The 12,989-nt window shown below is 48.3% G+C and carries 11 protein-coding genes; 9 read left to right on the forward strand and 2 right to left on the reverse strand.

Features of this window, described 5'->3' with window-relative positions; genetic code table 11:
- Positions 1–200 precede the first annotated feature (200 nt).
- The 7 genes from FBQ74_RS05010 to FBQ74_RS05040 all read left to right on the forward strand — a co-directional run bounded on the left by FBQ74_RS05010 (position 201) and on the right by FBQ74_RS05040 (position 7,157).
- On the forward strand, positions 201–2,525 hold the full coding sequence (locus tag FBQ74_RS05010) for an efflux RND transporter permease subunit (RefSeq protein WP_139755632.1): 2,325 nt from the start codon (positions 201–203) through the stop codon (positions 2,523–2,525).
- Entirely contained in the window at positions 2,503–3,309 is an 807-nt protein-coding gene (locus FBQ74_RS05015; protein ID WP_139755633.1) for an outer membrane lipoprotein-sorting protein, read from the forward strand. The genes FBQ74_RS05010 and FBQ74_RS05015 overlap by 23 nt, the downstream gene beginning before the upstream one ends.
- A gap of 4 nt (positions 3,310–3,313) precedes the next feature.
- Positions 3,314–4,510, forward strand: a complete 1,197-nt coding sequence (locus FBQ74_RS05020; protein ID WP_139755634.1) for a hypothetical protein — start codon at positions 3,314–3,316, stop codon at positions 4,508–4,510.
- Between the two features lie 27 nt (positions 4,511–4,537).
- Positions 4,538–5,080, forward strand: a complete 543-nt coding sequence (locus FBQ74_RS05025; RefSeq protein ID WP_139755635.1) for an outer membrane beta-barrel protein — start codon at positions 4,538–4,540, stop codon at positions 5,078–5,080.
- 83 nt (positions 5,081–5,163) lie between these two features.
- Entirely contained in the window at positions 5,164–5,421 is a 258-nt protein-coding gene (locus FBQ74_RS05030; RefSeq protein WP_139755636.1) for a DUF3081 family protein, read from the forward strand.
- Positions 5,422–5,569: 148 nt separating this feature from the next.
- Entirely contained in the window at positions 5,570–6,496 is a 927-nt protein-coding gene (lpxL, locus tag FBQ74_RS05035) for an LpxL/LpxP family Kdo(2)-lipid IV(A) lauroyl/palmitoleoyl acyltransferase (RefSeq protein WP_139755637.1), read from the forward strand.
- A 67-nt stretch (positions 6,497–6,563) separates the two neighbouring features.
- Positions 6,564–7,157: a TcpQ domain-containing protein gene (locus FBQ74_RS05040; RefSeq protein ID WP_139755638.1), complete on the forward strand. Its 594-nt coding sequence runs from the start codon at positions 6,564–6,566 to the stop codon at positions 7,155–7,157.
- A 26-nt stretch (positions 7,158–7,183) separates the two neighbouring features.
- Here the strand turns inward: FBQ74_RS05040 and glnE are convergent, their stop codons facing one another.
- Positions 7,184–10,048: a bifunctional [glutamate--ammonia ligase]-adenylyl-L-tyrosine phosphorylase/[glutamate--ammonia-ligase] adenylyltransferase gene (gene glnE, locus FBQ74_RS05045; protein ID WP_139755639.1), complete on the reverse strand. Its 2,865-nt coding sequence runs from the start codon at positions 10,046–10,048 to the stop codon at positions 7,184–7,186.
- Positions 10,049–10,181: 133 nt separating this feature from the next.
- On the opposite strand from glnE, the gene FBQ74_RS05050 reads away from it, so the two are divergent.
- Complete coding sequence (locus tag FBQ74_RS05050) at positions 10,182–11,093, forward strand: DUF350 domain-containing protein (protein ID WP_139755640.1); 912 nt, start codon at positions 10,182–10,184, stop codon at positions 11,091–11,093.
- Here FBQ74_RS05050 and FBQ74_RS05055 read toward each other — a convergent pair.
- A complete protein-coding gene (locus tag FBQ74_RS05055) occupies positions 11,090–11,437 on the reverse strand; it encodes a GIY-YIG nuclease family protein (RefSeq protein ID WP_139755641.1) in 348 nt (115 codons plus the stop codon). The genes FBQ74_RS05050 and FBQ74_RS05055 overlap by 4 nt on opposite strands.
- A 24-nt stretch (positions 11,438–11,461) precedes the next feature.
- Between FBQ74_RS05055 and hldE the strand changes: the two genes are divergently transcribed.
- A complete protein-coding gene (gene hldE, locus FBQ74_RS05060; protein ID WP_168190712.1) occupies positions 11,462–12,898 on the forward strand; it encodes a bifunctional D-glycero-beta-D-manno-heptose-7-phosphate kinase/D-glycero-beta-D-manno-heptose 1-phosphate adenylyltransferase HldE in 1,437 nt (478 codons plus the stop codon).
- Positions 12,899–12,989: the final 91 nt, after the last annotated feature.

A 12,989-nucleotide genomic window follows, 5' to 3' on the forward strand; every position in this document is an offset into this window, starting at 1 on the left:
AGATCAAATGAGGGTAAGAAAAATGTTAATTGTCTGACGAAAATTTAACGTTGATACCTGCAGTGACGGGCGCGGCACTGTCAGTCCATCATCTATCTGCATACCTATGAATAGGAATAAAAACCGCTTGGTGGCTTATACTTGAGGATAATTCTCGCTACACTGTGGCCTGTTATTTATCTTTAAGGATTCGCCTGTTCATGCAAAAACTGCCCGGATGGATGAAGTGGTGCCTTCACTCTCCAAAACTCGCGATATTACTTTTTATCTTCCTTTGTGCTGCCACCGGATGGGGCGCGCAGAATCTTTATTTTCGAGGCGATTACAAGGTTTTCTTCGAGCCTGATAATCCGCAGCGCAAAGCGTTTGAGGATATGCAGAACATTTTCAATAAAAGTGAAAATGTCTCGTTTCTCATCGTGCCGAAAGAAGACACAGTTTATCGGTCTGAAACCTTTGAGCTGATTTATCAGCTTACGGAAGACGCCTGGCAGCTGCCGCTCTCTACGCGGGTAGAATCAATATCCAATTACCAGCACACTTACGCAGAACAGGACGACCTGGTGGTTACTGATCTGATTCGACAGGGGCAGTACGACAGCGACCACGTCAGCTGGGTAAAAAATGTGGTTCAGGAGGTCCCCGAAATTGATGGCAGGCTGGTGTCAGATGGCGGCGATGTCGCAGTGGTTAATGCCACTATCCAGCTTCCTGATGGAGACCAGACCAAAGAAGTTATCGAAATTGCAGATTACGCCCGCGAGCTGCAAAACAAATATGAGCAGGCATTTCCTCAGCATGATATCTACCTTACGGGTATGGTTATCATGAATGATGCGTTTGCGGTGGCCGCACAAAATGACGCGCAGACATTAATACCGCTGATGTTTGTTGTCATCACGGTCATGATAGCGCTACTTACCCGATCCATCGTTTCTGCCCTGGCGACCTTGCTAATTGTCGGCTCCTGTATTGTGGTAACAATGGGCCTTGCGGGCTGGGCCGGAATATTTTTAAGCACCGCCACGGTCAATGTACCCACCATGGTTATGACTCTGGCCGTTGCGGACTGTATTCACGTTATCGTCAGCTTCAGACAATTCGCCCGGCAGGGCATGGCTAAACATGAAGCGCTGGCAGAAAGCCTGAAAGTGAATACCAAACCGGTCTTCATCACTAGTGCGACAACGGCCATCGGCTTTTTAATGCTCAACTTCTCGGCTGTCCCTATTCTTTCTGACTTGGGCAACATGACCGCAGTAGGCGTTATGTTCGCTTGTCTGTTCTCGTTAACCGTACTGCCCGCAATACTGAATCTGGTCCCGCTACGGGTAGCGTCAACACAGTCACAAAGTCATTCCCGGTATGTACAGGCGAGTGAGTGGATATGTCAGCATCATCGTCGCGTGTTACCAATATCGGTATTTGTTGTAGTAGTGGCGCTGGTCTTTTCTACAAACAATGTACTTAATGATATAGCTGTAAAATATTTTGATGATTCGAGTACGTTCAGACAGGCAGTGAATGTACAGGAAGAGACAATGGGCGGAATGTCGAACATCGACTTTGTCATCTACACCGATGAAGAGTACGGCGTGACTGATCCAAATGTGTTGCAAAAAGTAGACGCGTTTTCAACATGGCTGGGTGAACAGCCTGAGGTCAATCATGTGACCAGCTTCAGTGATACCATGAAGCGCCTGAACATGAATATGAACAACGATGACCCTGCCGCCTATCGATTACCACAAACGCAGGAAGAAGCATCGCAATACTTATTGCTTTACGAAATGTCGTTGCCTTATGGCCTTGATTTAAATAATCAAATCGATATAAACAAATCTGCTGTAAGGGTTATCGCCGTATTAGATAATCTTGGTAGTAACGAATTTACCGAGTTTGAGCGTCGCGCTAAAAGCTATTTTGGTGATTTGGCACCAAATTTGCGAGTTGAAGCGGCTAGCCCGCCGCTTATGTTTGCACATATCGGTGCACGCAATATGAAAAGTATGGTGTGGGGAACCTTGCTGGCACTGGTGCTTATCTCCGGCCTTATCTTTATTGCGTTACGCTCATGGCGGCTGGGGCTGGTTAGTTTAATGACAAATCTGATCCCGGCCGGTATTGGGTTCGGCGTGTGGGGCATGGTTTCCGGTCAAATCAACATGGCATTATCAGTAGTGCTGAGCATGACCATGGGGATAATTGTGGATGATACGGTTCACTTTTTATCTAAATATCAGATTGCACGGGACAAAGGCCAGAGTGTTCGCGATGCGATTGGATACACATTTGCAACGGTTGGCCAGGCGTTGGTGACTACCACACTGGTACTGGCCGCAGGATTTGGAATATTGATGCTATCCAGTTTCAGACTTAACTCTGATATGGGTACGCTTACGGTAATTATAATTGTCGCCGCATTGCTGGTGGATCTGTTGTTCCTTCCGGCATTTCTGATGTGGTTAGATCGCGAAAAAAAGCAGTCCAGAGGTGAGCAAGATGCAATATCTGAAACGAATTAATTCCTGGTTTTTATTGGTAGCCGTGGCGCTGGCGATGCCGGCTTTTGCTGATGAAAAGTCAGAAAAGCAGGGTTTGAAAATTGCCAAAGAACGTAAAGACCGGGATCGCGGCTGGCAGAACAGTGTGGCCGAAATTACCATGATTCTGCGCAATGCCAGTGGTCAGGAAGCGACCCGGGAAATGCGGGTCGATACCCTTGAAATGGAAGAGGACGGTGACAAAGCCCTGACGGTATTTGACTCGCCTCGCGATGTAAGTGGCACGGCTTTTTTAAGTTTCTCTCATGCTATGGAGCCTGATGAGCAGTGGATTTATCTGCCAGCGATAAAACGTGTTAAACGCATTGCTTCCAGAAATAAATCCGGACCTTTCATGAGCAGTGAGTTTGCCTTTGAAGATATGACGTCGTTTGAAGTCGAAAAGTTTAAGTACGACTTTTTGCGCGAAGATACTTATCAGGGCGATAAGGTTTTTGTTATCGAGCAAATCCCTCAGGATGAATTTTCAGGCTATTCAAAACAAATAGTATGGATTGATCAGAAACACTATCGTGTGCGCAAGGTCGACTTTTTTGATAAGAAAGGGGATGAGCTTAAAACCCTGGAGTTTGAAGAATATGAAAGTTACGAAGTCGATGGCACCACCTTCTGGCGTCCACAGCGAAGCTACATGTATAATCATCAGACCGGAAAATCGACTGAACTGGTTACAGAAAACCTGAAGTTCAAACAGGATCTTGATGAATCCGACTTTGACAAAAACAGTTTGCGCAGAGCACGTTAATCGTATGATTAAACCAAAACTTACCGTAATGGCAGCGCTGGTCGCTGCCTCTTTTTCATCACAGGCAGAGGTTGAGCTTGGTGGTAGCACGTCATTTGAAGGGCGCTACTTTCTGCAGGACGCCGCTTATCCTGGTCAACCCCGGACCCAGGCTTCTATTGCTATTGAGCCAGAAGCTTATACCGAGTGGAATGATGGACAGGACAGCCTGCTTTTCAAACCCTTTGCGCGGCTTGATAATCAGGATGATGAAAGAACCCATTGGGATGTAAGAGAGCTTCAGTGGCTGCATGTTGCCGATGAGTGGGAAACCCGGGTAGGGATTGGTAAGGTATTCTGGGGGCAAACCGAGTCGTTGCATCTGGTAGATATCATTAACCAGACAGACATGGTTGAGCAGGTTGACGGTGAAGATAAGCTTGGTCAGCCGATGGTTAATTTTACAACCTATGGTGACTGGGGCACGGCATCAGCTTATATCCTGCCATACTTTCGTGAGCGTACCTTTCCCGGTGTAGACGGCCGGCTTAGACCACCACTGCCGATAGTGTCAGATCGCGCGCAGTATGAGTCTGATGCCGAGCAGAACCATATTGATTTTGCTTTGCGTTACCAAAACAGTTTTGGTGATTACGAAGTTGGCTTATCTTATTTTAACGGAACCACCCGTGAACCTGAATTAAGCGTTGCGCAGGAAGAAATTACCGACCCGTATATTTTTCCCTATTATGCACAAATTCAACAGTTCGGCCTTGATATGCTAAAGGTTCAGGGCTCCTGGCTGCTGAAGTTCGAGGGTATTTACCGGGAAGGCCAGAGTGAAGATTTTCTGGCTGCGGTAGCCGGTTTTGAGCGCACCGCTGTGGGCGTGCTGGGCACTACGCACGATCTTGGTTTTCTGATGGAATACCAATACGATGAGCGTGAAAATAACTTTTTCGCTACCGGTCAGAATGACCTCATGGCAGGGGTTCGCTGGTCGTTCAATGATATTGACGGTACCGAAGTGCTTGCCGGGTTTGTTCAGGACTTGGATGAGTCTGCTACCTACAATGCGTTCGTTGAAGCATCCAGCCGGATTACCGATAACTGGCGCTGGAAAGTGGATGCGTATCTTTTCTCTTCTGACGATGAGACCGACACTTTCTATTATATGCGCCGTGATGACCACCTTCAGGTCACACTTGAATATTTCTTCTAACTCTTAAAAATCAGCGGTAACAGCGTCATGAGAATAAAATGGATGGCTGCGCTTTTGGCATTGTTAAGTGTCAGCGCACAGGCTACGGAAAAACTATACGGTGTCATCGGAGCGGGTTACACCGATGCCGATTTTGAGAATGCTGAAGCGAGCAGTGAAAACCTGAATTTGGCGCTGGGGCATGAGTTTGCGCCAAAGTGGTATTTTGAAGCTGGCTACAAGCGCTTATTCGATGAAGAAACCGACCAGGCCGATATGAAAGCGGACGCACTATATCTGGCGGTTCTGGGGAAAGCTGGCGGGCGCAAGGGTGAACTGTTTTATAAACTCGGGGTAATGCGTGCTGATGTCAGTGGCTTCCGAACAACAGAAACAACCTGTAATGGCGCTGCCAAGCAGGCCGGTCAGTGTACTTTCGATGAAGGTGTATTTGCTGGCATGGCAGGACTGGGTTTCGATTTTCACGTCGGTCTTAACAGCATGATTCGCCTTGAATATGAATATATTTACGGTGAGGACGACCTGACAGCGAATTTGTTCAACGTAGCGTACAGATACAACTTTAACTAGTCGCTAAATCTGCGTGTTGAAGTAAACTTTCCCCCTGGTCGGGCGGTATGAATAGGTAAACCAGCTAAGGGGTACTGATATTCATGAAGAATGAGTTGGACAATACTTTCATACTTCGGGTGTTTGATAAAATTCGTCAGTTCGGCACCAAACAGGATGACCGCTATCAGCTTAACGGCATCACAGCGTTTACAGATATGGACGGCTACACGTTATTTGTAGAGGATCCAAAGGTGAAACTGCAATATGGCTTCCATAACCAGTATCACTATGATTATGAAGATGATGAGCACGTTAAGCAGTTTACTAAGAAACTCAAAGAGATAGACGAAGAGTATTAACTTCTCACGTTTAACCAGTGAATTTGTTAAGCCCGCCCTTTGGCGGGCTTTTTTGTATGTACAGAGACTGACTGCCATTTACGCACAACATTGGTATCCGCGCCAAGTATAGGTACAATAACCGAAAAATTTTTTAGGTAGTTCGTTTTTGTCAGCAATTACACCTCCTTCTTTTAAACTGGCATTTTTAGGGCCGAGATACTGGCTCGTCTGGTTAGGCGTACTTATTCTGTATGTGCTCACCTGGTTGCCGTTTTCCTGGATCCGCGCTATCGGCAGCGGTACCGGCAAACTGATTGGCCGAATCGTTCCCAAGCGAGTGAACATAGCCCGCCGTAATATTAGTCTTACCTGGCCGCATCTCAGCGCGGACGAAGTAGAGCGACTCACGAATGAGAACCTGAGCAGAGCAGGGATGGCCTTGTTTGAAACGGCGATGGGGTGGTGGTGGCCAGGGTGGCGTATCAAACGTCACTTTACTATCGAAGGATACGAATATGTCGAAGCCGCGCTGGCTCAGAACAAAGGCGTGTTTGGTCTGGCGCTGCATAACATGAACCTCGAGTTCGCCTGCCGGGGCCTGGGTTACACCCATCCGGCAATTGCGTTTTACCGTAAGCACAACAACCCACTTATTGATTATCTGCAGTATCACGGGCGCGCCCGTTCAAACAAATACATGATTCACAAGCGAAACGCCCGCGCGCTGATAGCCGCGCTGGATAGTCAGGAATTGTGTCTGTATCTGCCCGATCAGGATTACGGGCGCTCTCAGAGTATATTCGTACCTTTTGGTGGTGTGGCAAAAACCGCTACGTCTACTGCCACGCTGATGTTTGCCCGGCGTGCTGACTGTGTCCCTATGATTTTCACCTCGCAGTACACTGCAAATGGTTATAAAGTAAAGATATATCCGCCTATGCCTGAACTGGCGTCGCTGGATGATGAGCACGCACTGACCATGCTGAATGAAAAGGTGGCAGAAATTGTTGCTGAACAACCGGAAAGTTATTTGTGGATGCACAAACGTTTCAAAACAAGACCAGACAAGGATGATCCGTCGTTATACGATTAGCTAATTGTGTAGCGTAGTTACGCTTTACTAAAATGCGACGGACATGAGCACAGGAAGATGGCTGAAAATGACGAAAAAAAATTATTCAGGTAAACGGTTCTGGATAAGCCAAATTGTTATTGCGCTGGTTCTTATCCTGATCGCCGCAGCAGTCATTTACTGGCAACAATCTGCCGGTGATGGTGAAGAGAAGCGTAGCGTATCCAAGGGTTTAAGCGACTTCTATAGTCAGTTCAGAATGGGGCCTGACCAGTCTGAAGAGCTGACCGAGGAGGACTTCGTGATCGATATCAATCGTGATGACGGAGCTTTAGAAACCCGGCTACAGACAATGTCCAGTGAATTACGTCCGGTGAAAAAAAGCTGGGTCGGTGAGCATAAGCACCGCTCATTCAAAGCGGGCAGAACATTACGCGAGGCTATCTCAGCATATGCAGAGAAAGAAGGTATGCAGGTTATCTGGGACCTCGAACAAGACTTTGTCATCAAACACCATTTCCAGATGGACGACACGCTTGTTGGCTCTCTGGACAAAATTGCAGCAGCAATAGACAGCAATTTCAGTGGAGATGTAGAAACCTTTGTCTGTCCGGGGCAGCGAACCCTGGTAGTAACGGCAAAACCCTCGGAGTACCTGGATGATAACTGCAGAAAGCGCTGATTCCGCAGCGCTTTACTGCACTGTGCTTACTCTGCGCCCAGAACCTGCTGCCAGATGCGTTTGACGTTGTTCAGTAGTGCATCTAACTGATCAGAACGTTGTGCAAATTTATCATCGGCCAGTGTTAGCTGGTGATACTGATCACGCAGTGTCTGATAGGCATCGACCAGGTTGTCGCAGGTTTTATTGTCGATGATACCCAGCGTCATAGCCTTATTCAGAATCCGCGTATTGTCGGTATATCGGGTCAGCGATTCATTTTCATGCGAGCAGGCTAACACCCAGAACTGAGTTAAAAACTCTATATCTGCAATTCCACCTTCGCATTGTTTTAAATCAATTTCAGAAGGCGTACCGGCATTCAGGTGGTCACGCATTTTTTGGCGCATGGAAACCACATCGTCACGAAGAGAGTCGGTGTCCCGGGTCTTAGTTAAGATGGCATGCCGCACCTTATCAAACGATGCCAGTAAACTACTATCGCCGGCTACGCCTCGCGCCCTGACCAATGCCTGGTGTTCCCATGTCCAGGCTTGTTGCTGTTGATAACTTTCAAAACCGTCAATGTGGCAACACAAAAGACCTGCTGAGCCGGAAGGGCGAAGCCGCAGATCGGTTTCATAAAGCTGACCGAATATTGTGTTTGTATTGAGCAAGTGCATAATGCGCTGAGCAAGTTTTATATAAAATTGCTGCGCACCTACTGACTTCTTTCCGTTGGTTGACGCATCCGTTGGTGCATTATGGATAAATACCAAATCCAGATCAGAGCCATAACCCAGTTCATAGCCACCCAGCTTGCCATAGCCAATGACCGCGAACCCCCGGTGATTTTCTTCTAAATGCTCGGGCGTGCCATAACGGCTAGCAACCTGCTCCCAGGCCTGATAAATAACCGCTTCCATTAAAACTTCTGCCAGTACGGTAAGTTTATCGCTGACTCTGACCACCGGCAGCGAGCCGCTGATATCTGAAGCGGCGATACGAAGTTGCTGGCAAAGTTTGAACTGGCGACACGCGTCCATTGAAAGTTCAACATCATCCGGATCGACTCTGAGCAACTGTTGTCGCAATTCATCTTCATACTCACTGCGACTTTCCTCCAGACCGGTGTTTTGCTGCTCCAGATAAAGCGGCGTTAGTAGCTCATCCAACAGCAGCGGAAAGCGTTGGATCTGCTTGGCTATCCATTCGCTGCGCTCACAGAGTTTGACCAACTGATTCAGGACATCCAGGTTTTCCAGCAACAAAGTCAGATAAGTGGTTCTGCCAGTAATTGCACGAATGACATTCAACACGCGGGGCATTACACGGTAAATTCGATTTGGCGAGGTCTCGATAAGCGTATGTAATAACTCCGGCATGAGCTCATCCAGAGTACGCAAACCCCGTTCACCGATGCGAAATTGCCGCAGATTGGCGCGAAACTCCATCAGCTGCTCATAAACTGCGTCGGCGTTGTCCTCATCCATATATGGCGTGAGCAATGCGCAAAGTTCCCGCCTGTCCATATCTACCTGCCAGACATCGTTACACACGTGAAACAGCGAATCTTCATGAGAGTGAGTCTCGTGGTGCTCTTCGACCAACGCATTGAACTGCTCATGCACCTCCTGCATTCTTTGTGTCAGCTCATCGTAAAAGGTGTCGTAGTCGATAAAACCCATGACTTTGCACACCACGGCTTTAGGCCACTCATCATCGGGTAAGGTTTGGGTTTGCTGGTCATCAAACTGCTGTAACGTATGTTCGACTTTACGTAAGAAGCAATAGTGGCCGTATAGCTGGTGAATGGTATCCGGCTCTACAATATCCAGTTCGGACAGGGTATGCAGAGTGCGCTTCAGACTGCGCCGCTGCAAGGCGGGTTCACGCCCCCCGTGAATAAGCTGAAAGCTTTGGGCAAAAAATTCAATTTCGCGAATACCGCCAGCGCCCAGTTTAATATTATCTTTCAGCCCGCGCCGTCTTATTTCACGGTTTATCAGCCCTTTCATATGCCGAAGTGCATCAATCGTTGTGAAATCCAGATAGCGTCTGAAAGTAAACGGGCGCAATATATTGAGTAATTCATCTACATAAGGCGAGTCGGGCGTAATAGACCGCGCTTTTATCATCGCAAAGCGTTCCCAGTTTCTTCCCTGTTCCTGATAGTAATCTTCCAGCGCCGCAAAATGTGTCACCAGCGGGCCGCTGTCTCCGAAAGGGCGAAGCCGCATGTCAACCCGGAATACCTGACCCTGCGCCGTTACCGTATTCAGCGCACTGATGAGCTTCTGCGCCAGTCGGTTAAAAAACTGCTGGTTTTCGACCTGTTTACGGCCGCCCTCGGTCTCACCTTTATACGGGTAGCAAAATATCAGGTCGATATCGGATGAGAAATTAAGCTCTCTGCCGCCTAATTTACCCATACCCAGAATAATCATGGGTTGTGGACCGTGCGGGCCCGCGGGTTTACCATAACGCTCACTGAGATGATTATACAGCCAGTCGTTGGCAGCCAGAATCAAACTATCCGCCAAAGCTGAAACCCGTGTGACGGAAGATTCAATGTCCTGATTGTTGAGCAAGTCGCACTGCGCGATAGCTGCCATCTGAGTATTGCGAAATTCTCGCAACACCCGCATCAACTGGTCCTCAGACTTAACCTGTTCAAGTTCAGCATTTAACGCCTCGCGATAACCCTCATCAGATAAGGTGGCATCTTCTAACTGCTGAATGTTCTGGTGTTCAAAAATGCGCCCCAGAAACCGGCTCAGGCCCGGCAGGCTGAAATTTTCATCGTCGTCAGAAGGTATGGCTTCCTGCAAATGAGAGGCGTCATCATGACGTTGCCAGAAAGTCTGTGCTTTTTCCCTGATAATCCTGTTCATCTGCTCTTGCGTAGGCATAATACACGGCCTCATTGTCACTGCCTGAGTTTGGGTTTCAGGCCGATTGCATGAATAATGACGCAGAGTCTGTCACATCCGGTTATCAGGCTCCAGCAACAAATAATAATACACCGTATGTAAGGGAACTGAGATGGAAACGCTGGTCAAATTAGTACCGCTGCCCCGCGACTTGTGGGTCTACCTTGTTATCGACCTGGCGCTGGCTTTGCTGTTACTGGTACTGCTTAAATGGCTGGCCGGATTATTCAGAAAAGGCTCAGTGACTGACGAACTGGCGGTTAAAGATAATTTTGCTTTCGGTATCAGTATTGCCGGTGGCATGTTGTCCTTATGTATCGTGCTGGGCTCCGTGGTGGGTCGGCATGTCGGGCAGGGGTTTGAGTCGGCTGCGACTGGCATGGTCAGTTTTGGATTAATCGGTATTGTACTGGTTAACTTCGGTCGCTTTGCTCACGACAAACTGGTGCTCAACCGGGTAGATACACGGGCGCTGATTGGTGATCGAAGTGTGAGTATTGCCATGGTCGACGCGGCGAGCCTTATCGCCAGTGCTATTATTTTAAGAAGTATGGTGTTGTGGGTGGATGGCAGTGATATGAACGCCATGATTGCGATTACCACCGGATTTACAGTAGTGCTGACAATCCTGTTGTTCATGACACGTATCTACGAGGTGCGCTATGCCAGAGACAATCAAAACGATTCATTTCAGGGCGCATTGCAAAAAGGACAACTGGCACTGGCTGTCGAACATGCCGGTAACCTGCTTGGTACAGCGCTGATAGTGGCTTCAGCGCGACACTTGCTTAACTACCATCCTGATGGCTATGTCAGTAATGTAACCGGCTGGCTGATAGTCAGTGTTGTCTTATCACTGGCGCTCTATATTCTGGTCAATGCCAGTAAGAAGCTTATTCTGTGGGGGCTGGACTACCGGCAGGAAGTGGACAAACAGCACAATATCGGCGTAGCGTGCCTGGAGTTTTGCCTGACACTGGGCATCGCACTCATTGTTAATGGCATACTTGAATTCTTATCTTAGCAAAACCTGGCGGTAACAATCTCGACCTGTTGCGCTGTCAATGCGCGCAGGTCTTCCTCAATCAGTGCCAGCTTTTCGCGCTTACTCAGTTGTTTTATCGCGTACTCGGTCTTCAAAGCAACAGACCGGTCGCTGACGTTCAGGATTAAGCGAAACTGCAACGGGCCCTTTCCTTTCAGTGCGCGGGCACCACCTTTAAGCTCACCGCTGTGCTGCCGAAGTCGACGGTTCGGGTCGGTGGTGATTCCGGTGTAGAACTGTCCCAGCCGGTTCTCAATAACATAAACATACCACCGGTCAGTGCTGTCCTCATTTTCCGTTAAGACTGATATACTTGCTGCCAATTTTCATATCTTATTGCTGAACGACTGAATATGATTCTACCAGATTTCAAAAATGCTAACGTACTGATTGTCGGCGACCTGATGCTCGATCGCTATTGGGGAGGAAGCACCGGTCGTATCAGCCCAGAGGCGCCGGTACCGGTAGTCAATGTTAATACCAGTGAAGACAGGCCAGGCGGCGCGGCTAATGTGGCAATCAATGCGGCTATGCTGGGGGCAAACGTGAGCCTGCTGGGGTTATGCGGACAAGACGAAAATGCCGAAATACTGAAAAACAGATTGTCTGCGTTTGATGTCGATTGTCACTTCACGTCGGTTGCCGACCGCGACACGATTACCAAGTTGCGGGTCATGAGTCGTAACCAGCAGTTATTGCGACTGGATTTTGAGAAATCATTTGCTGACAGCGATAAATCGGCAATGGTCGAACGGTACATGGAACTGTTACCCAGCGCAGACATTGTTATTCTTTCAGATTACGCTAAAGGAGCGTTGTCTTCGCCGCAACCACTTATCAGTGCCGCCAGAGACGCACAAAAAGTCGTGATTGTTGATCCAAAAGGTACGGATTTTGCGAAGTATAGAGGCGCATCACTTATCACGCCAAATATGGCAGAGTTCAGTGCTGTCGCGGGGAATGCGCAGAACGAACAGCACCTGGTCGAGCTTGCTGTGGCAATGAAGCGTGATTTAGCGCTCGAAAGTTTATTGGTCACCCGCTCTGAAGAGGGAATGACGCTGTTTCACGGCGAATCAGACGCATTTCATTTGCCGGCGAAAGCAAAAGAAGTGTTTGATGTTACCGGCGCCGGAGATACCGTGATATCGACGCTGGCAGTCGCTTATGCAGCAGGCGCTTCTATTCAGGATGCATGTATGCTGGCGAATGTCGCGGCAAGCATTGTTGTTGGCAAGTTAGGAACGTCAACGGTTACTGCAACGGAACTAGCGGTAGCATTGCAGGAGCAGCATAAAAATAACGATACTGGCGTAATGAGCGAAGATCAGTTGGCCATTGCCATAGACCAGGCCAAAAAGCGTGGCGAGCATGTAGTGATGACCAACGGCTGTTTCGATATTCTGCACGCAGGCCATGTATCTTATTTGCAGGCTGCAGCGCAGCTGGGCGACAGATTGATAGTGGCTGTCAATGACGATGCGTCTGTAACACGATTAAAAGGGGAGGGGCGACCGGTCAATAATGTTCAGCGCAGAATGGCAGTATTGGCAGGGCTGGCATCCGTAGACTGGGTTGTTCCTTTCAGTGAAGACACGCCGCAGCGGGTCATCGGCCGATTGTTGCCCGATACGCTGGTTAAAGGTGGTGATTATAAAGTAGAAGACATTGCCGGTGGCCATGAGGTAATCGAAAACGGCGGCAGTGTGAAAGTATTGCACTTTGAAGAAGGTGTCTCAACGACTGCCATTATCAGGCAAATTGTTGGTAACGAGGGTAAATAGCCCACAGACATCAAATAAATAGTTACGTGTCACGTATAGTCGTCTGGCTGGTATTAGGCTAAGATTCGTTCGGGCACTCAGGCAGAAGTAT

It is taken from the genome of Salinimonas iocasae (genome assembly GCF_006228385.1).
In the GTDB taxonomy this organism is placed as follows: Bacteria; Pseudomonadota; Gammaproteobacteria; order Enterobacterales; family Alteromonadaceae; genus Alteromonas; species Alteromonas iocasae.